This is a genomic window from Amycolatopsis ponsaeliensis, assembly GCF_030182635.1.
Classification (GTDB): Bacteria; Actinomycetota; Actinomycetes; order Mycobacteriales; family Pseudonocardiaceae; genus Amycolatopsis; species Amycolatopsis ponsaeliensis.
Genome location: NZ_JAPZLD010000041.1, coordinates 50,099 through 68,476 on the forward strand (window position 1 = coordinate 50,099; position 18,378 = coordinate 68,476).

The 18,378-nt window shown below is 71.2% G+C and carries 18 protein-coding genes; 7 read left to right on the forward strand and 11 right to left on the reverse strand.

Annotation, left to right across the window (positions count from 1 at the left end; all coding sequences use genetic code 11):
* From QQ657_RS42345 to QQ657_RS42370, 6 genes are all read left to right on the forward strand, one after another.
* Complete coding sequence (locus QQ657_RS42345) at nt 1-1,539, forward strand: NAD(P)-binding domain-containing protein (protein ID WP_284748006.1); 1,539 nt, start codon at nt 1-3, stop codon at nt 1,537-1,539.
* On the forward strand, nt 1,539-2,609 hold the full coding sequence (locus QQ657_RS42350; RefSeq protein ID WP_284748007.1) for an alpha-hydroxy acid oxidase: 1,071 nt from the start codon (nt 1,539-1,541) through the stop codon (nt 2,607-2,609). The genes QQ657_RS42345 and QQ657_RS42350 overlap by 1 nt, the downstream gene beginning before the upstream one ends.
* Complete coding sequence (locus QQ657_RS42355) at nt 2,606-3,871, forward strand: cytochrome P450 family protein (RefSeq protein WP_284748008.1); 1,266 nt, start codon at nt 2,606-2,608, stop codon at nt 3,869-3,871. Before QQ657_RS42350 ends, QQ657_RS42355 begins: the two co-directional genes overlap by 4 nt.
* On the forward strand, nt 3,868-5,148 hold the full coding sequence (locus QQ657_RS42360; protein ID WP_284748009.1) for a cation:proton antiporter: 1,281 nt from the start codon (nt 3,868-3,870) through the stop codon (nt 5,146-5,148). The genes QQ657_RS42355 and QQ657_RS42360 overlap by 4 nt, the downstream gene beginning before the upstream one ends.
* 64 nt (nt 5,149-5,212) lie before the next feature.
* Nucleotides 5,213-5,860: a response regulator transcription factor gene (locus tag QQ657_RS42365; RefSeq protein ID WP_284748010.1), complete on the forward strand. Its 648-nt coding sequence runs from the start codon at nt 5,213-5,215 to the stop codon at nt 5,858-5,860.
* Nucleotides 5,857-7,047 carry a sensor histidine kinase gene (locus QQ657_RS42370; protein ID WP_284748011.1) on the forward strand — a complete coding sequence of 397 codons (1,191 nt, stop codon included), beginning with the start codon at nt 5,857-5,859 and terminating at the stop codon, nt 7,045-7,047. Before QQ657_RS42365 ends, QQ657_RS42370 begins: the two co-directional genes overlap by 4 nt.
* A gap of 111 nt (nt 7,048-7,158) precedes the next feature.
* Here QQ657_RS42370 and hisS read toward each other — a convergent pair whose 3' ends face one another.
* The 8 genes from hisS to QQ657_RS42410 form a co-directional block, all read right to left on the reverse strand.
* Nucleotides 7,159-8,448: a histidine--tRNA ligase gene (hisS, locus tag QQ657_RS42375; RefSeq protein ID WP_284748012.1), complete on the reverse strand. Its 1,290-nt coding sequence runs from the start codon at nt 8,446-8,448 to the stop codon at nt 7,159-7,161.
* Between the two features lie 22 nt (nt 8,449-8,470).
* Entirely contained in the window at nt 8,471-8,854 is a 384-nt protein-coding gene (locus QQ657_RS42380) for a hypothetical protein (protein WP_284748013.1), read from the reverse strand.
* A 303-nt stretch (nt 8,855-9,157) separates the two neighbouring features.
* On the reverse strand, nt 9,158-10,321 hold the full coding sequence (locus QQ657_RS42385) for an amidohydrolase family protein (protein ID WP_284748014.1): 1,164 nt from the start codon (nt 10,319-10,321) through the stop codon (nt 9,158-9,160).
* A gap of 1 nt (nt 10,322) precedes the next feature.
* Nucleotides 10,323-11,414 carry an MAB_1171c family putative transporter gene (locus tag QQ657_RS42390; RefSeq protein WP_284748065.1) on the reverse strand — a complete coding sequence of 364 codons (1,092 nt, stop codon included), beginning with the start codon at nt 11,412-11,414 and terminating at the stop codon, nt 10,323-10,325.
* Nucleotides 11,415-11,550: 136 nt separating this feature from the next.
* The gene (locus QQ657_RS42395) at nt 11,551-12,072 is read right to left on the reverse strand and encodes a hypothetical protein (protein ID WP_284748015.1); all 522 of its coding nucleotides are present in this window, start codon (nt 12,070-12,072) and stop codon (nt 11,551-11,553) included.
* Nucleotides 12,069-12,473, reverse strand: a complete 405-nt coding sequence (locus QQ657_RS42400) for an exosome complex component (protein ID WP_284748016.1) — start codon at nt 12,471-12,473, stop codon at nt 12,069-12,071. The genes QQ657_RS42395 and QQ657_RS42400 overlap by 4 nt, the downstream gene beginning before the upstream one ends.
* A 296-nt stretch (nt 12,474-12,769) precedes the next feature.
* Nucleotides 12,770-13,222 carry a flavodoxin family protein gene (locus QQ657_RS42405; protein WP_284748017.1) on the reverse strand — a complete coding sequence of 151 codons (453 nt, stop codon included), beginning with the start codon at nt 13,220-13,222 and terminating at the stop codon, nt 12,770-12,772.
* Nucleotides 13,222-14,856 (reverse strand): phospho-sugar mutase, encoded by a 1,635-nt coding sequence (locus QQ657_RS42410; RefSeq protein ID WP_284748018.1) that lies wholly within the window; start codon nt 14,854-14,856, stop codon nt 13,222-13,224. The genes QQ657_RS42405 and QQ657_RS42410 overlap by 1 nt, the downstream gene beginning before the upstream one ends.
* Nucleotides 14,857-14,886: 30 nt before the next feature.
* Here QQ657_RS42410 and QQ657_RS42415 point away from each other — a divergent pair, with 30 nt between their 5' ends.
* Nucleotides 14,887-16,056, forward strand: a complete 1,170-nt coding sequence (locus tag QQ657_RS42415) for a glycosyltransferase (protein ID WP_284748019.1) — start codon at nt 14,887-14,889, stop codon at nt 16,054-16,056.
* Between the two features lie 81 nt (nt 16,057-16,137).
* On the opposite strand, the gene QQ657_RS42420 is transcribed toward QQ657_RS42415, so the two are convergent.
* The 3 genes from QQ657_RS42420 to QQ657_RS42430 are packed head-to-tail and all read right to left on the reverse strand — an operon-like array spanning nt 16,138 to nt 18,271.
* Nucleotides 16,138-16,917 (reverse strand): purine-nucleoside phosphorylase, encoded by a 780-nt coding sequence (locus QQ657_RS42420; RefSeq protein WP_284748020.1) that lies wholly within the window; start codon nt 16,915-16,917, stop codon nt 16,138-16,140.
* The gene (locus QQ657_RS42425; RefSeq protein ID WP_284748021.1) at nt 16,914-17,333 is read right to left on the reverse strand and encodes an ABA4-like family protein; all 420 of its coding nucleotides are present in this window, start codon (nt 17,331-17,333) and stop codon (nt 16,914-16,916) included. The genes QQ657_RS42420 and QQ657_RS42425 overlap by 4 nt, the downstream gene beginning before the upstream one ends.
* Nucleotides 17,330-18,271, reverse strand: a complete 942-nt coding sequence (locus tag QQ657_RS42430) for a hypothetical protein (RefSeq protein WP_284748022.1) — start codon at nt 18,269-18,271, stop codon at nt 17,330-17,332. Before QQ657_RS42430 ends, QQ657_RS42425 begins: the two co-directional genes overlap by 4 nt.
* Nucleotides 18,272-18,378 lie beyond the last annotated feature (107 nt).

An 18,378-nucleotide genomic window follows, 5' to 3' on the forward strand; every position in this document is an offset into this window, starting at 1 on the left:
GTGGCGGAAGTGCTCGATTATCTGGTCGTCGGGGCCGGTCCCGCCGGGGTGCAGCTGGGGCAGTTCCTCGGCCGCGCCGGGCACCGGTACCTGGTGCTGGAGGCCGGTTCCGCGCCCGGCCACTTCTTCGAGACCTTTCCCCGGCACCGGACGCTCATCTCCATCAACAAGAAGCACACCGGCTACACCGACCCGGAGCTCAACCTCCGGATGGACTGGAACTCGATCCTCGCGGACGGCGACGACGACCCGGTCTTGTTCACCGGCTACAGCGAGAAGCTCTTCCCGGACGCTCCGGACCTCCTGCGCTACCTGGCCGACTACGTCGCGAAGCACCACATCGACGTCCGTTACGACACCCGGGTGACGCGCATCCGCCGCGACCCGGAAAGCGCTGTCTTCATCCTCACCGCCGGTGACGAAGAATTCCGGGCGCACCGGCTGATCATGGCCACCGGCGTCACCAAGCCGTACCTCCCGCAGTTCCCCGGCGTCGAGCTGATCGACCAGTACGTGGACTTCGACGTCGACCCCCAGCGCTTCACCGACCAGCGCGTTCTCGTGCTGGGCAAGGGGAACTCCGCCTTCGAGACGGCCGACAGCCTGATCGAGACCGCCGCGGTCGTGCACGTCGGCGGCCCGCGGCCAGTGAAGCTCGCCTGGCGCACCCACTTCGTCGGGCACCTGCGCGCCTACAACGCGGGCATCCTCGACATGTACCAGCTGAAGCTCCAGCACGCGATCCTCGACGGCGACGTCCGCGAGATCCGCAAGGACGCCGACGGTTACCACGTCAAGTTCGCCTTCGCCCGCGCCGACGAGGTCATCAAGGAAGTCCGCTACGACCACGTCATCGGCTGCACCGGCTTCCGGTTCGACGCGTCGATGTTCGACGAGGACTGCCGCCCGGAGCTCACGATCAGCGACCGGTTCCCGGCGCAGACGCCGGACTGGGAGTCGGTCAACGTCCCCGGCCTCTACTTCGCCGGCACGATCACGCAGGTCCGCGACTTCAAGAAGGCCACGAGCGCGTTCATCCACGGCTTCCGCTACGGCGTCCGCGCGCTGGCCAAGGTCCTGAACGAGCGCTACCACGACACCCCGTGGCCGAGCACCGAGCTGTCCGCCAAACCGGACGCGCTGACCGACGCCGTGATCACCCGGATCAACCGGACTTCCGCGCTGTACCAGCAGTTCGGCTTCCTCGGCGACGTCCTCACCATCGACGGCGACACCGCCCGCTACCTCGAAGAGGTGCCGGTCGACCGGGTACTGGCGAACCCGCCGGACGACGCCTACGTCGTCACCCTCGACTACGGCCCCGACCACGACAAGATCGACCCGTTCGACTTCGTCGCGCGCGCCGCCCAGGACCAGGCCAACGACCACGGCGAAGGCCACTACCTGCACCCGATCGTCCGGCACTACCGCCGCGGCGAGCTCGTCGCGACCCACCACGTCACCGAGAACCTCGAGAACGAGTGGGACAAAGAGGTGCACGTCGAACCGCTGACCGCGTTCTTCGCCCGGGAGCTGTGATGCGCACGATCGCGGAGTTCGAGGCGGCGGCCCGGCAGCGCCTCGACCCGGTGCACTACGACTACTTCGCGGGCGGCGCGCAGGACGAGCTCACCGTGGCCGACAACGAAGCCGCGTACAAACGGCTGAAGCTGCTGCCCCGGGTGCTGCGCGGCAGTGACAAACGGGACCTGAGCATCGAGCTGCTCGGGACGTCGTCCTCGATGCCGATCCTCGTCGCGCCCACCGCGTTCCACCGGCTCGCGCACGCCGACGGCGAGCTCGCGACCGCCCGCGCCGCGGCCCGGGCGGGCACGATCATGATCGTCAGCATGGCCGCCACCACGGCGATCGAGGACATCGCCGCGGCGGCCCGCGAGGTCGTGCCGGACCCGGGCCTGTGGTTCCAGCTCTACCTGCAGCCCGACCTGGAGTTCACCGAGGCGATCGTGCGCCGGGCCGAAGACGCCGGCGTCAAGGCGTTCGTCGTGACCGTCGACTCGCCGGTGCTCGGCCGCCGCGAGCGCGACGACCGCAACGACTTCCACGACCTGCCGTCGGGGCTGGTCGTGGAAAACCTCCGCAACCTGGGGGAAAACCGCAGTGGCGGCAACGCGAGCCACGTCCGGGAGATCGTCATGTCGGCCGGGCTGAACTGGGACCACATCGCGTGGCTGCGGGGCAAGACCAAGCTGCCGGTGCTGATCAAGGGCGTCCTCCACCCCGAGGACGCGCGGCTGGCGGTGCACCACGGCGTCGCCGGGATCGTCGTGTCCAACCACGGCGGCCGCCAGCTCGACACCGTGCCCGCCACGATCGACGTCCTCCCGGAAATCGCGTCGGCGGTCGGCGGGGCGATCCCGGTCCTGCTCGACGGCGGGATCCGCCGCGGCACGGACGTCGTCAAGGCGGTGGCCCTCGGCGCGGACGCGGTCGGCGTCGGCCGCCCGGTCGTGTGGGGCCTGGCCGCGGGCGGGCGCGAAGGCGTCACGCGGGTCCTGGAGCTGCTGCGTGACGACTTCGACCAGGCGCTGGCTATGTGCGGCGGCCGGCACCCGGCCGATCTGACCCCGGACCAGGTGCGGCGATGATCGGGAAAGCGCTTGCCGCCGCGGCCGTCGTCTCCGCGCCGGCGTGGCTGCCCAGCCGGGTCGTGGCGCTGCGGATGCGGATCTTCTCGCTGGTCAACGGCCAGGACGTGGTGACGATCCCGGGCGAGCAGATCGGCGTCGAGGACTTCCGGCGCGTCTACGCCGACCCGGCGGCGAACGGCCGCAGCCGCGGCGCCGCGCTGTCCGACCTGTTCTGGTACTGGCTCGCGCCCGGGCCCGAGGTGCACCAGGAGCACCTCGAAGCCGGGCCGCGCTACGACGAGGTCGCCAAGTGCACCCGTCACATCCTGGTGCGGTCCAAAAAGGACTCCGAGGAGCTGGCCCGTCGCGTCGCCGCCCACGTGCTGGACGGCGTCCGGCCCGGGCTCGTCCGCTTCCGCGACGAGATGATGCCGATCTGGGCGGAGCTCTACTACGAGCTGGTGTTCGACGAGCCGTGCCCACCCGAGGCACGCGACCTCATCGTGGGGCACGCCGACGATGTCGTCTCGGCGCTCAAGTGCGTGCGGCCGCGCAACATGCGCCGCCGGGCCCGGCTGACGAAGTACCTGCGGCGGCGCCTCGCCGACGTCCCGCACCCGCTGCCGCAGTCCCTGACGCCGGAGGAGCAGGCCTACTACCTGCAGGGCACGTTCTTCAACACCGCCGTCGTGCAGATGTCCGAGGCGATGGCGCACCTGCTGATGATCGTCGCGCAGCGCCCGGACGTCCAGCGGCACCTCGCCGAGCACCCGGACGACGATGCCTACCTGGACCGGGTCATCGACGACGGGCTGCGCGAGTACCCGCTGTTCGGCATCGCGCACCGGATCTCCACCGCCGAAATCGACCTGGCGGACCTGACCATCCCGGCGGGCACCGTGCTGTGCTTCAGCTACCCGGGCTTCGCGGCCCAGACCGCCAAGGACGAGTTCATCCCGTTCGGCGTCGCGCAGAACCGCGCTTGCCCGGCGCGTGGCCTGGCCCCGCCGACCATGCGGGTCGTGACGCGCGAAGTCCTGCGCCGGTTCAGCCTCGCTTCGACGGCCGGGCACACGCGCTCCATCCCGAACCGCGGCCCGGCGCTGCTCACGCCCCGCGGTGCGCGCCGCAAGCGCGCGCCCCTGGTGTGGATCGCCGTGCGCGACCGCTGGGAAGACGTCTGGCGCAGCTTCGCCCAGCTCGTCTTCGGCACGTACATGGTGCTCGACGCGCGGAAGAAAGCCCTCTGCTCGACCTACTTCGCCGGAGGAAAGACATGACCCCCACCGAAGCGGCACCGGCGTTCTTCCTCGCCGTCGCGGTCATCCTCGTGGTGTGCCGGCTCGTCTGCATGGTCGCGGTGCGGCTGGGCCAGCCGCCGGTGGTCGGCGAGATGATCTCCGGCGTGCTGCTCGGCCCGTCCCTGCTGGGGCTGCTCCTCCCGGGCGTGCAGACGGAGCTGTTCCCGGACGGCATCCGCCCGCTGCTCTACGTCGGCGGGCAGATCGGCCTGGTCATCTACATGTTCGGCGCGGGGTACGAGTTCAGCCTCCGCAGCATCCGCGGCTCGGCGAAGTCGGTCGGCGCGATCTCGGCCGCGGGCACCGTGGTGCCGCTCGCGCTCGGTGTCGGCGTCGCCGTGTTCGGCACGAGCTGGGCCGGCATCGCCAAGGACGGCGTCTCGCTCGCGACGTCGGCGGCGTTCGTCGGGGTCGCCCTGGCCATCACCGCGTTCCCGATGCTCGCCCGGATCATCACCGAACGTGGGCTCGGCGGCACCCGGTTCGGCTCGCTCGCGCTGGCCTGCGGCGCCCTCGACGACGTCCTGGCGTGGGTCCTGCTGGCCGTCGTGCTGGGCATGCACGCGGGCTCGGCCGGTCCGGTCGCGCTGGCCGTGGGCGGTGGCCTGCTGTTCGCCTTGCTGCTGGTGCTCGTCGGACGCCGGGTGCTCGCGAAGGCGATGGGCAGCGAACGGATCTCCGCAGACCAGAAGATGCTGATCACGGCGCTGACGCTGTTCGCGGCCGCCTGGTTCACCGACATCATCGGGCTGTACGCGGTGTTCGGCGCCTTCTGCGTCGGCATCGTGTTCCCCCGCGTGCCGGCCGCGGACGCCGTGCTCGCGAAGGTCATGCCGATCGGGCGGATCGTGTTCCTCCCGCTGTTCTTCACCTATTCCGGCCTGAACACCCGGTTCGCGCTGCTCGCCGACCCGAAGCTGCTGCTGTTCGCCGTGCTCTGCGTGGTCGTCGCGATCGTGGGCAAGCTCGGCGCCTGCTGGGGCGCGGCGCGGCTGGTGGGGGAGTCGCAGCCGGTCGCGTTGCGCGTCGGCACGCTGATCAACGCCCGCGGGCTGATGCAGCTGATCGCGCTCAACGTCGGGCTCGCCGCGGGGATCGTCTCGCCGGCGTTGTTCACGGTGCTGGTACTGGTCGCGTTGGTCACCACCGTCATGACGGCGCCGGTGCTCAGCTGGCTCGACCGGCGCGATACCCGCAAGGGGAGCACCGAGGTGCTCCTGATGGCCGAACCGGTCCCGGTAACCGGGAAAAGTTGATAGTTCAAATTCGGAAAATCACTGCCAGTATGGGTACGTGCACGATGGGGCAACGAAACCGAGAGTGCTGCTCGTCGAAGACGACCGCGAGCTGGCGGGCATGCTCGCCGAGCTGCTCGCGGACGAAGGCTACGAAACCGACGAGGCGCACGACGGGCAGCGGGGTCTGCACCTGGGCCTCACCGGGCGGTACGACGTGATGATCATCGACCGGCGCCTCCCGGTGCTGGACGGCCTCGAACTGCTCGCCCGGCTGCGCGCGCAGGCGGTGACCACGCGCGTCCTGGTGCTCTCGGCGCTGGGCGAGCTCGCCGACCGCGTCGGCGGGCTCGACGCCGGTGCCGACGACTACCTCGTCAAGCCGTTCGAGGCCGAGGAGCTGCTGGCCCGGCTGCGCGCGCTGGGCCGCCGTGACCTCGAAGGCGCGGAGTGCCTTCCGCTCGGCGCGGCGGCCCTCGACCTGCAGCGGCACGAGGTCGTGCTGCCGCGAGGGGAGCGGATCACGTTGTCCGGACGGGAGTTCGAACTGCTGCGGACACTCGCGCAGCGACCCAAGGCGATCCACCCGCGCGCGTCGCTGCGCACGAACGTCTTCGCCGACTCGACCGGCGAGTCCATTGTGGACACCTACGTGTACTACCTGCGGCGCAAGCTCGGCCGCGACGTCGTCCGGACCGTGCACGGTCTCGGCTACCAGCTCGGCGCCGTATGAGACCCGACCCGGAGGAGCGAGCCCTGCGGCGGGCGCGGTGGGCGATCACCGCGCAGGTCGCCGTGGTGGTGTCGATGCTCGTGGCGATCGCGGGCGGGATCGCCTACGCGATGCTGCTGTCCCGGCAGCACGCCGAGGCCGACCGCACGCTGGCCAGGACGACCGAGCTGGGGCCGGCCGCGACCCCGCCCGGCTGCGTCTGGCTGTTCACCCCGGTCCTGCACGCGCCCGCGGGCGCACCGCCGGCCGGGATGCCGATCGCGGCGCTGAACGCGACGGTGCCCGCGCCCGGCGACGTCCACACGGAACGGCGCCCGATCGGCGGCATGACGTACACGATCCGCGTCGAGAACCGCGGAGGTGTCGTTTCGCAGGCGTACTTCGAGGAGCTGTACCAGATCCAGGACCGTTCGTCGCTGGTGTCCGGGCTGGTGGTCGCCGAGGTGCTGGCGCTGCTCGCGGCCGTGCTGTGCGGCCGGGTGCTGGCCTGCCGGGCGATCCGGCCCCTGGCCGACGCGCTGCGCCGGCAGCGGACGTTCGTCGCGGACGCGTCCCACGAGCTGCGCGCCCCGCTGACCCGGCTGCACACCCGCGCGCAGCTGCTGGCCCGGCGCGCGTCCGGCCGCGACGCGCACGACCTCGAGCAGCTGGTCCGCGGGACGCGGGAGCTCGGCGAAGTCGTCGAAGACCTGCTGCTGTCGGCACAGGCGTGCGACCGGCCGGAGTTCGAGCTGGTGGAGCTGGGCGGGCTCGCCGAGGAAGCGGTGGCGGCGGAAGCGGTCCGCGCGGGGGAGGGCAAGGTCCGGCTCGCGGTGTCGCGGGAGCGGCGGCCGTACGTGGTGCAGGGCGTCCCGACGGCGCTGCGGCGCGTGCTTTCGGCGTTGCTGGACAACGCCTTGGGCCACACCCCACCGGGCGGCTCGATCGAGGTGTGGCTGGGCGTGCCGGACGAAAGGCACGTGGAGCTGCGGATCCGCGACACGGGCATCGGCTTCCCGTCGGCGGACGCGGAACGCATCTTCGAGCGGTTCGCCCGGGGTTCCGACGGCGACGGCCGCCGGTTCGGCTTGGGCCTGGCCCTGGTCCGCGAGGTGGTGACGGGCCACGGCGGCACGATCGCGGCAGCCGGCCGGCCCGGCGACGGGGCCACGTTCACGTTGCGACTGCTCCGCGCCGACCCCGCGTGATCAGGGCCGGAACTCGCGTGACGGAACCCGGATCTCGTGTGATTGGGGCCGGAACTCGCGAGTTCCGGCCCCAATCACACGAGTCACGTCTTCAATCACGCGAGATCGGTGTCAGGTTAGGAGCGCCTGGACCGCGGCGGGGGCGTCCGCGATCGCGACCGGGTTCTGCTCCCGCGTCGCGAGGCTGCGGACCGTGACGTTCCCGGCCGCCCAGTCGTCCTGGCCGACGATCACCACCGCGACCGCGCCCGCCTTGTCCGCGCGGCCGAGCTCCTTGCCCAGCTTGCGGTGCTCGATCGGCGTCGACGTCCGGAGTCCCGCGGCGCGCAGTGACGCCGCCACCGAGCGGGCCGCGTCCGAAAGGTCCTCGGTCACCGGGATCACCATGACGTCGACCTCGCTGCGCGGGGCCGGCGCCAGGCCGTGCGTCTCGAGGAAGTCGATCAGCGTGACGTCGCCCATGCCGAACCCGATGCCCGGGATCTGCTGCGGCGTGAACATCGACGCGAGGTCGCTGTAGCGGCCGCCGCCGAAGAGGGCGCGGCGGTTCTCCGGCGAGGTGTCGAAGACCTCGAACACGGTCGACGTGTAGTACGCCAGCCCGCGCACGATCATCGGCTCGTACTTCACCAAGGACCCGGCGCTGCTGTTCAGCACCTTCACGAGGTTCGACTGCTCCCGCACCTCGGCCGGCAGCTCGTCGAGCAGGGCCTCGCCCATGTCGAGCGTCTCGGCCAGCTTCTCGAACTGCTTGTCCGAGAGCCCGATCTCCCCGGCGCTCTCCGCCAGCTTCTCGCGCGGGTACTTCTCCCAGCGGTCGACCAGCGCGAACACCTGGGACAGGTGGTCCTCGGAAACCCCGGCGACGTCGGTGAGCGCCGACGTCAGCAGGTTCCGGTCGTTGACCCGCAGCACGAACATGTCCGGCGTCGCGCCCAGCGCGGCCATCATGTCGTGCACGAGCTCGAAGATCTCGATCTCGCAGTTGGCGCTGTCCGAGCCGAAGATGTCGGCGTTGATCTGCCAGTGCTCGCGCACGCGGCCGCGCTGCGGCGCCTCGTACCGGTGGCAGTTCGGGTGGCTGTACCAGCGGACGGGGAACGACAGCGACTTCGCGCTCCCGGCGATCATCCGCGCCACCGACGGCGTCATCTCCGGCCGCAGTGCGAGGCGCCGCCCACCCTTGTCGGTGAGGGTGTACAGCTGCTTGTCGGCCAGCTCCTGGCCCGACTTCCGCTCGTAGATCTCGGCCGATTCGAGGATCGGGCCGTCGTAGCGAAGGAAGCCGCGGCGCTCGAGGACGTCGTAGAGATGACCGAAGACCTGCGTGCGGACGGACATTTCGGCGGGCAGGAAGTCCCGGGTCCCCTTGTAGGGCGCGGTCGGCAGGTATTCAGGCACGTCACCCAGCTTAACGACCGGGTCAGGCGACTCCGTAGGCGGTGAGCAGCGTGCCGGCGGCGAGCAGGACGGCACCGACGGACGTGACGCGCCCGCCGAGCTTGCCCTTGTTCGGGAGCAGGTGCAGGAAGAAGCCACCGGACTGGGCGAGGATCCCGAAGAGCAGCAGGAAACAGGTGATCCACAGGGTGGTATCGGAGAGATCGGTCCGGCTGAGGATCTGCAGCGCGACGAGGGCGAGGATCAGCAGGACGCCGGCATGCGCGTGGCCGGCGCGGAACATGGCGCGCTGGTGTTCGGTGAGCTTCCGGTCGCGCAGGACGCCCATGAGGGCGTAGCCGCCGTACATGACGGTGGGGAGCGAGACCAGGGCGATCACGGTGAAGAGCTGGGTGGGTCCGTGCATCGGGGACTCCTTCGAGGTGGGGTGAGGCTACGGTAACACTGTTTTAAAACGGTGTCACCAAACTGGGCATTCCCTGATCGGGGAAGTCGCTGGGCGGGAGTTTGCCGCGGGGGCCTGTCGTGGTCCGGGGTGGCGCGCGGTGGGAGGAGGGGATTCGAGCCGGGCGGGTGAACGGGCTCGGCGGTGCGAGTGGCCCTTTCGCACCGCGGGGAGGGCGCGAGTGGCCCTTTCGCGCCGCGGGACCCGCCCTGACGGTCCATTTGGGCCGTCGAACCAGCGTGAAAGGCCCCTAGCGCCGCAGCCTCAGGCTTCGCGGCCCTCGGCGAGCACCAAGAGCGGGTTCCGAAGCGCGGCGAGCGACGCGAGCGGGTCACCTTCGACGACGAGCACATCCGCCGCCAAGCCCGGCTCGAGCCGCCCGGTCACCTCACCGAGCCCAAGCCCCTCCGCGGAGTCACACGTGGCGATCTCCAGGATCCGCCGCCGAGGAAACCCGAGCCACTCGTACAGCTCCAGCGCCCCCACCGGGTCGTCGAACACCGACCCCGGCAACCCCGCGTCCGTGCCCGCGAGCAGCCGGACCCCGTGCTCCTCCAGCCACGGCAGCCGCCCGTACATCGCCTGGGCCACCTCGTCGCCCAGCTTCTCGACGATCGTCCGCCAGTTGCGGCTGCTCGTCGAGCACGCCGAAATGCCGTCGGCGGCCATCCGCTTGGCCACGGGCTCGCGGCGGTCGAACGACCGCGGCCCGGTCAGGAAGCTGCAGTGCTCGACCGTCGACACCCCGGCCGACACCGCCGCCTCGATCGCGTCCGCGCCGTGGGCGTGCGCCGCCACCGGCAACCCGTGGGAAGCCGCGTGGGACACCACCAATGCCAGTTCGCGTTCGGAGAACTGGGATTCCCACATGTCCGCGCCGCCCTCGGTGATCTGGCCGCCGCTGGCCATCACCTTGATCACGTCCGCGCCCGCCGCCGCGTTCGCGTCGATCAGCGCGCGGATCGCATCATCGGAAGCGACCGCGCCGCCGAAGAAGTGGCAGTGTCCGTCCGGGACGGTGATCGGCGGCCCCGACACCAGCAGCCGGGGCGCGACCGAACCGGCGAACGACCGGCGGACCGCCGCGCCCAGGTGGTCGCGGTCGCCGAGGTCCCGCACCGTCGTGACGCCGCTGCGCAGCATCGACGACAGCCGCGAACGCGCGCCCTCCAGGAGAGAGCCGGCCTGGAAATGCGCCAGCATCTCGCGGGAAGCGTCGAAAGCCAGGTGCACGTGGACGTTGAACAACCCGGCCAGTGCGGTGCCGGTGGGGAAGTCGTGCCGCGCGGCGTCCGGCGCCGCCTGTGCGACGACGTCCGCGCGCGGCCCGGCCGCCACGATCACCCCGTCGCGCACCAGCACGGCACCGTCTTCGACCGGCGCCGACGGCCGCGGCAGCACCCGGCCCGCGGTGATCAGGGTGTCCACGTCACGCTCCGCTCTCCATCGCCGCCGACAGCGCGAGCAGCGGCCGCACGTCCGATTCCATGTCGTCCGCCGGTGCCGGCAGGACCTGCTTGGCGTGGCCGTCGCTCTCCTCGCCGGCCGCGTGCCGCGCCAGCGCCGTCTTCAACGCGGCCGCGGCGGCACCGGGATCGGTGGCGACGACCTCGCCGAAGTCCGCGGTCAGGTACGGCGACAGCTGCACCAGGCCGTCCCGGATCTCGATCACGCGGCGGTAGTGCACCCGGTGGATGCTGCGCGGGGAAAGGAGTTCGCTGCGCCGGCGCGGTGGCGTCCGCAGCACGATGCTGGGGAACGCCTGGACCAGGACCGTCCACAAGGGACCGAGTGCCTGGTGTTCGCGGCGGTGCTGGCGGCGCCGGCGCAACGCCGACACGCGCGCGCTGACGCCCGGGTAGGTGACGCCGAGCAGGAACAGCATCCCGCCGACGATCACGAACGGCACCCCGAGCAGCAGCAGGATCTTGACGACCGGGCCGAACGCCCACGCCACCACGATGTACAGCGCGCGGAAGATGCTGCCCACGGCCGCGCAGGCCATGCCGGCCGCGCCCATCCGCAGCCCGATCCGCAGGTGCCGGTCGGCCACCCGCAGGTAGCGTACGATCCACGCCGTGCAGGCGATCAGGCCGTAGATCAGGTAGAGCCCGGCGCCGAGGTAGAACACCGCGACCCCGGAGTCGTGGATCGTCGAGGGCCCGAGCGGGAGCCCGCGCAGCTCCGGCGCCGTCACGGCCATCGTGACGACCATCAGCGTGATCGCCGCGGCCAGCGGCACCAGCTCCACCACCACCCGGCGGTAGCGCCGCGGGCCCAGCGTCGAGCCGAGGAAGAAGATCACCAGCGCGCACACGGCGCACGCCAGCAGCGCGTTGTTGGCCACGCGCGCCGCGCCGCGGCCGAAGACCGCGTCGATTTCGTCGGAAACGACCGTCTGCTGCAGCAGGAACGCCGCGGCGAACCCGGCGATGCACGCCGTGACGGCCCAGTTCGGCACCGTCGGTGCGCGCTGCACCTGGTAGATCCGCCACGCCAAAGCAGCGGCGAACAGCACCATCGCGAGAACGTTCACGGGGCTGCTGTGCCTTTCTTCACCGATCCGGCCACAGTCACGGCCGGATAGCTTTCGCAGTAAAGGTCACGTGCCGCTCCGAGGTCCGGCCTGCTTTTGGCCGGATCGGTGAAAAGTGTGCTCACAACCACCCTTGGTGATCGCCGAGCGTCCCCTGGATCCGGCGGAGATCCCGGTCCGCAGCACGCCGCGGGATCGTGTAGTTCAGGACCGACGCCCACTCGAGGATGATGGTCGCTACGGTCTCGGCTTCCCACTCGTGCGCGTCATCGTAGGACGTCCGGCGCAGTGCGCGGTGTACTGCATCCGGGTCAAGATCCGGAGCGGGCCCGCGCAGGAAGTCCGCCGGCTCGGCGTCGCCGTGCGGGTGGTGGTCGGCCAGCATGTGCCCGAGCTCGTGCAGGATGATGTGGTCCTGGTGGGATTTCGTCGTTTCGGCCTGGTAGAAGATGTAGTCCGCCGACGACGTCGCGATCCAGCAGCCGAACGGCCCCGGCACTTCCAGCGGGTAGGCCATCAGCCGGATCGGCTTCCCCCGTTGGTCCCCCAGCCGCGCGCACAGCACCTCGACGTCGAGCGGCGGGCCGATGTCGAGCTGCTTCAGCAGCTTGCGGCAGCGGCGGCGCAGCTCCCGTTCCCTCATCGCGCCGCGTCCTCCGGGTTCCGGCCTTCGCGTTCGGCCCGTTCGTAGCGCTCCACCAGTTCCAGCAGGTCCATCACCTGCCGCCGGCCCTGCGGCGAGAGTTCCTGTGCCCGCATCGCCATCAGCTGCGCTTCCCCGGCCGGGGGCGCGGCTGCTTCTTCGTCGAAGAAGTACGTCACGGGCACGCCGAACAGCCTCGCCAGTGCCTCAACATAGTGGATCTTCGGGTTGACGCGCTTGCCCGTGGCCAGCTGCTGCAGGTAGGCGGGCGACATCGCCGGCCCGCCTGCCCGCTCGACCGCGGCCGAGATCTCCCGGTAGCTGTGCGGCGCGCGGCCGTCCACCCGAGCGGCCTCGATCAGGGCGCTCAGGCGTTCCGCGAAAGTGCGTTCCCGTGCCATACCCGCCCCCTAGGTTTCCACCGTGAAAATTCTAGCCGGGAAACCACTGTACGCACATGTTGACAGCTATCGTATGCAGTGGTTTACAGTTGTCGCGCCTCTCGTCTTGCTCTCCGTACCCTGGGGGTGTACAGAACAGCAAGACGAGAGGCTGTCATGTCCGCCGGCTCGTCATGATCCTCGGTCTGTAGTACGCTTCAGCTGCCAAGGTCGAACGCCCTCGCGGCGATCCCCTGGCCACGGCCTGTTGCCGGAGGTCGACCCCCAGGGCTTCCGGTGACAGGCCCCTTACTTTCTCAGGACATCAGCGTCGCGGCCAGGGTGCCGCCCAGTTCGGTGCACGCCTCCAAGGTCTTCTTGTCCGGGTCGCCCGTGGTCACCACCGGCTCCGCCACCTTCTCCCAGCCCAAGCCGGTGGTGATGGAGAGCAGCTGGCGTTCCGTTCCCGACGTGTCGCTGTTGCCGTGGATCCAGTAGCCGAACGGCCGGCCGCGCGTCGCGTCCAGGCACGGGTAGTAGACGGTGTCGAAGAAGTGCTTCAGCGCACCGCTCATGCTGCCCAGGTTCGCCGGCGTGCCCAGCAGGTAGCCGTCGGCCTCGAGGACGTCGGGGACTCCCGCCCCCAGTGCCGCCCGGCGGACCACCTCCACCCCTTCGATGTCCGGGTGCGTCGCGCCGGCCAGCACCGCCTCGAACAGCGCCTGCGTCGACGGCGACGGCGTGTGGTGCACGATCAGCAGCCTCGGCATCAGGCGAGCAGCTCCTCGACGGCCGTCCGCAACGCGGTCAGCTTGGCGTTCGCGGCAGCGCGAGCCTCGGCGAGCGAACCCGTCACCGGTGCCACGACCTGCAGGTACGCCTTCAGCTTCGGCTCGGTGCCGGACGGGCGGATCACCACGCGCAGCCCTTCGCCGGTCAGGCGCAGGACGTCCGCGTCCGGCAGCAGGTCTTCCAGGGTCACCTCGACGCCGCCCAGCTCGGCCGGCGGCGTCTCCCGCACCTTCGCCATCAGCTGCCCGCGGACCGCGAGATCCGTGACCCGCAGCGAAACCTGGTCGGTGAGGTGGACGCCGTGGCGCCGCGCCAGCTCGTCGAGCACGTCCAGCGGCGTGCGGCCCTCGGCCTTCAGCCGCGCGGTGTAGCCGGCCGCCAGCGTCGCGGCGGCGATGCCGTCCTTGTCGCGCACGAAGCCCGGGTTCACGCACAGGCCGAGCGCTTCTTCGTAGGCGAACACGAGCCCTTCGCCGGCGCGGACCAGCCACTTGAACCCGGTCAGCGTCTCGGCGTAGCGGGCGCCTTCGGCCTTCGCGATCTCGCCGAGCATTGACGACGAGACGATCGTCGTCGCGACCAGCGGGTCGGGCAGCAAGGTGCGGTCCACTGTGGACAGGACGTACGAGCCGAGCAGCACGCCGGTCTCGTCGCCGCGCAGCATCCGCCACTCGCCGCTGGAGTCCCGCACACCCAGCGCGCACCGGTCGGCGTCCGGGTCGAGAGCGACGGCCAGGTCGGCGTCCACATCGGACGCGAGCGCCAGCAGCAGGTCGGTCGCGCCCGGCTCTTCCGGGTTCGGGAACGACACGGTCGGGAAGTCGGGGTCCGGCGCGGCCTGGTCGCCGACCAGGTGCAGGTCGGTGAATCCGGCCCGCTCGAACGCCGCGCGCAGCGTGTCGGCGCCAACGCCGTGCAGCGCCGTCGCGGCCACCCGCACCGCGCGCTCGGCTCCCATCGGCAGCGTCGCGACCTCGTCGAGGTAGGCGTCCAGCAGGTCGACGACCTCGGCACCGGGCGCCCGCGGCACGCTCACCGCGGCGGGCGCGGCCTGGATGGCGCGCTCGATCTCGCCGTCGGACGGCGGGACGATCTGGCCGCCGGTCGCGTCGTAGAGCTTGTAGCCGTTGTCGGCCGGGGGGTTGTGCGACGCGGTGATCTGGATCCCGGCCACCGCGCCGAGCCGGCCGACGGCGAACGCGAGCACCGGTGTCGGCAGCGGCTTCGGGAACACCTTGACGTCGAAGCCCGCTGCGACGAGCACCTCGGCGGCCGCGGTCGCGAAGGCTTCCGAGCCGTGCCGCGCGTCGCGACCGATGACGACCAGCGCGCCCGCGTGCCCGTGCGCCGTCAGCCATTCCGCGACGCCCGCCGTCGTCCGGGTGACGACGGCGACGTTCATCCCGTTCGGCCCCGCGCGCACCGGCCCGCGCAGGCCGGCGGTGCCGAACTCCAGGGGCCCGGCCATCCGGTCGGCCAGTTCGCCGGCCGCACCGGCCTCGCCACCCATCGCGCGGGCGAGGACGTCCTGCAGTTCGGCGCGGGTGCTGTCGTCCGGGTCGTCGGCGATCCAGCGGAACGCGGCGTCACGCAGCGTGGAGGTCGAAGTCACCGCGCCAGCCTACGGGCTAGGGTCGGGGGAGTGCGCTTGCTCTTCACCTCACTGGGGTCCTTCGGTCACACGTTCCCGCTCGTCCCGCTGGCGGTCGCCGCGCGCGACGCGGGCCACGACGTCGTCTTCGCCACTTCGGAAGATTTCCTGCCACAGCTGACGAAAGCCGGGCTCGAGACGGCGGCGGCCGGGCTCGCGATCCGCTACGCCTTCGGCCGGGCGTTCGCCGAAGCCGGGCAGTCGGGTCCGGACGGTCCCCGGCGCCCGCCCGGCGAGGTCCCGCCGGAGGTGCTGGGGCCGATCGTCGCGAAGGTGTTCGGCGAGCTCATGCCGCAGCGGTTCGTCGCCGATCTGCTGCCGCTGTTCTCGCGTTTCCGGCCCGACCTCGTCGTCAGCGAGGCCGGCAACTCGGGTGGCGCGTTCGCCGCGATGAAGGCCGGGATCCCCGTGGTGGCGCACGGGTTCGGCCGGGTGTCGAGCGACGACCCGATGGTGACGAAGATCCGTGACGCGATCCGCGCGCACGGCGCCGGACTGGGCATCGAAGTCGGTGAGGACCTGGCGTTCGCGGGTCCGTTCGTCGACATCTGCCCGGAGTCGGTGCAGGATCCGGGGTTCCTGGCGCGCTCGACGCGCGTCCCGCTGCGGCCGGTCGGCTGGAGCGAGCCGGGCGAGCTGCCCGCGGGGGTGCTGGAGCGCTCGCGGCCGCTGGTCTACCTGACGCTCGGGACGGCGATGGGCCACGCGGGTGTGCTGGGCGCGGCGATCGCCGGTCTGTCCGGTTTGGACGTCGACGTCCTGGTGGCGACGGGTCCGACGGTCGACCCGGCGGCGCTCGGCGAGGTGCCGGCCAACGTCCGGCTCGAGTCCTGGGTGCCGCAGTCGGAGCTGCTTCCGCACGTCGACCTGGTGGTCCACCACGGCGGCAGCGGCACGACCCTCGGCGCGTTCGGCGCGGCCCTGCCGCAGCTGCTCCTGCCGCAGGGCGCGGACCAGTTCAGCAACGCGGACGCGGTCGTCGCGGCCGGCGTCGGTTCGCGGTTGCTCGCCGCCGAGGTCACCGCGGAGGCCGTGGCCACGAAGGCCCGTCACCTGCTCACCGACACCTCGGTGCGCGACGCGACCCGGCAGCTCGCGGCCGAGGTCGCGGCGATGCCGTCCCCGGCCGAGGTGGCCGCCCAGCTCCCCACCTTCGCCTGAGCCAAAGCGCACTTTCACGTGAAAGTGAGGCGGAGGACAAGTCTCCGGACCACTTTCACGTGAAAGTGCTGTCTTGGCGGGTCAGGCGCGGGTGACGAGCTCGCGCAGCAGGGAGCCCATCCGGGTCGCGGCCGCGCGGCCCGCTTCCAGGACCTCTTCGTGGTTCAGCGGCTCACCGGTCATCCCGGCGGCCAGGTTCGTCACCAGCGACAGGCCGAACACCTCGACGCCGGCCGCGCGCGCCGCGATGGCCTCCAGGACCGTCGACATGCCGACGAGGTCCGCGCCCAGCGTGCGCAGCATGTGGATCTCGGCCGGCGTCTCGAAGTGCGGCCCGGTCAGGCCCGCGTAGACGCCTTCCTCCAGCGACGGGTCGATCTCCTGCGCGACCTTCCGCAGCCGCGCCGAGTACAGGTCGGTCAGGTCGACGAAGTTCGCGCCGACGATCGGCGAGCGCGCGGTCAGGTTCAGGTGGTCGGAGATCAGCACCGGCTGACCCACCTGGAAACCCTGGCGCAGCCCGCCGGCCGCGTTCGTCAGCAGCACCGTCCGGACGCCGGCCGCCGCGGCGGTGCGCACGTTGTGCACCACCGGGTCGATGCCCTTGCCCTCGTAGAAGTGCGTCCGCCCGAGCAGCACCAGGACGTTCTTGTCCCCGATCTTCAGCGAGCGGATGGTGCCGCCGTGGCCCACCGCGCCGGGCGGGGTGAAGCCGGGCAGTTCGGCGAACGGGATCTCCGTCTCGCACTCCCCGATGACGTCCGCCGCCGGGCGCCAGCCCGATCCCAGGACCACCGCGATGTCGTGCGCGTCCACGCCGGTGCGCTTGGCGATGGCGGCCGCGGCCTCGTGTTCACTCATGCGAGGGAGCGTATCCGGACGCTCCTCACCACGAGGAACACCACCAGCCCGAACGGCGAGAGGAAGATCGTCAGCACCAGGATCGGGCTGACGATCCACGGCGAGATCTCCCGCGTCCGCGCCTCGAAGTACATCCACCGCGCGATGAACAGGTCGAACGCGATGAGGTGCGCCCAGACGAGCCCGGCGCCCCACGGCGTGGCCAGCAACGTCTGCAGCACGCCGAGGTCGGGCGAGAGCATCGCCCGGCCCCATTCGCCGAGGTGCGGCACCACGAGCGCGAAGTAGCTGACGAGCGGCAGCAGCGGCACCCACGGTGACGCCATGATCCGCGCGGTCCACCGCCACTTCGGTGCCAGGATCAGCAGTGCCCAGAACGGCGCCGCCAGCGGGAACGCCAGGCCGAAGAGGGTCATCGGACGCGCACCGCCGCCCACGACCCCAGCCCGACGGCCGCCACCAGCAGCGCGAACGCGCCCAGCGTCACCGCGTCCGGGTGCACGATCGACTGCGCCCGCAGCGCCTGCCAGGTGACCAGCGCGGTCAGTCCCGCGTACCCGGCCGCGCCGATCAGGACGAGCCGCGTGCGGACGACGCCGTCGCGCAGCCGGGCGAAGCGCGGGGCCAGCGCTGTCAGCGCGATGGCCAGCAACGGCAGCAGCTGCAGCGCGTGCATCCCGACGAAGTGCGGGATCCGCAGGTCGCCGGCGACCGTGCTCCAGCCCAGGATCGGCAGGCCGGGGCCGCCGTCGGCGAGCCCGACGGTGTGCGCGCCGACCATGTCCGGCTTCCCGCCGGTCTGCCACTGCGCGAGCTGCTGCGCGGTCGGGTTCGTCATCAGGATGCCCAGCGTGATCCCCGCCAGCGACAGGACGGCGCCGGCGCGCACGGCCCAGAAGCTCGCCCGGTCCTCGAGCTTCGTGAACATCACCAGCACGGTCAGCGCGAACGTCGCGACCCACAACCCGATGATCATCTTGCCCATGACGTTGTAGATCGCGGCGTCCTCCGGCGTCGCCATGTTGAAGTGGCTGGCGCGCCCGCGCACCGCTTGGAAGACCAGCAGGACGTACTCGGCGGCGAAGACGACCACCAGGAAGTTCGTCAGCCAGTTCGCCGTGCGCCGGAACCGCGGCAGCAGCGAGACGAGCCAGCTCCAGGTGAGGAAGTAGAGCGCGCCCGACACCGCGAACTTGAACGGCTTCGCCCAGATCGGGGCGCCTTCGAGGGTCCGCTGGTCGACGAGCAGCGCGGCGACGCACAGCACCGCCACCACCCCCAGGGTGGTGGCCGCCAGCGCGGACGGCCGGTGCCACCCGCGCGTTCTGCTCCGGACGTCGGCAAGGATGGTCATGGTTCCCTCCCAGAATGGATAGTCAAGCTCTCCGTTATGGGAAGTTAAGCTATCCATACTGAGAAGTCTTCAGGGTTGCCCCGGAGGCCGACCCTGGGATCGGAGCG

Coding starts and splice junctions, on each gene's coding strand:
- QQ657_RS42350 (WP_284748007.1), top strand. CDS start 1,539: ATGCGCACGATCGCGGAGTTCGAGGCGGCGGCCCGGCAGCGCCTCGAC.
- QQ657_RS42355 (WP_284748008.1), top strand. CDS start 2,606: ATGATCGGGAAAGCGCTTGCCGCCGCGGCCGTCGTCTCCGCGCCGGCG.
- QQ657_RS42360 (WP_284748009.1), top strand. CDS start 3,868: ATGACCCCCACCGAAGCGGCACCGGCGTTCTTCCTCGCCGTCGCGGTC.
- QQ657_RS42370 (WP_284748011.1), top strand. CDS start 5,857: ATGAGACCCGACCCGGAGGAGCGAGCCCTGCGGCGGGCGCGGTGGGCG.
- QQ657_RS42380 (WP_284748013.1), bottom strand. CDS start 8,854: ATGCACGGACCCACCCAGCTCTTCACCGTGATCGCCCTGGTCTCGCTC.
- QQ657_RS42390 (WP_284748065.1), bottom strand. CDS start 11,414: ATGGTGCTGTTCGCCGCTGCTTTGGCGTGGCGGATCTACCAGGTGCAG.
- QQ657_RS42395 (WP_284748015.1), bottom strand. CDS start 12,072: ATGAGGGAACGGGAGCTGCGCCGCCGCTGCCGCAAGCTGCTGAAGCAG.
- QQ657_RS42400 (WP_284748016.1), bottom strand. CDS start 12,473: ATGGCACGGGAACGCACTTTCGCGGAACGCCTGAGCGCCCTGATCGAG.
- QQ657_RS42405 (WP_284748017.1), bottom strand. CDS start 13,222: ATGCCGAGGCTGCTGATCGTGCACCACACGCCGTCGCCGTCGACGCAG.
- QQ657_RS42420 (WP_284748020.1), bottom strand. CDS start 16,917: ATGAGTGAACACGAGGCCGCGGCCGCCATCGCCAAGCGCACCGGCGTG.
- QQ657_RS42425 (WP_284748021.1), bottom strand. CDS start 17,333: ATGACCCTCTTCGGCCTGGCGTTCCCGCTGGCGGCGCCGTTCTGGGCA.
- QQ657_RS42430 (WP_284748022.1), bottom strand. CDS start 18,271: ATGACCATCCTTGCCGACGTCCGGAGCAGAACGCGCGGGTGGCACCGG.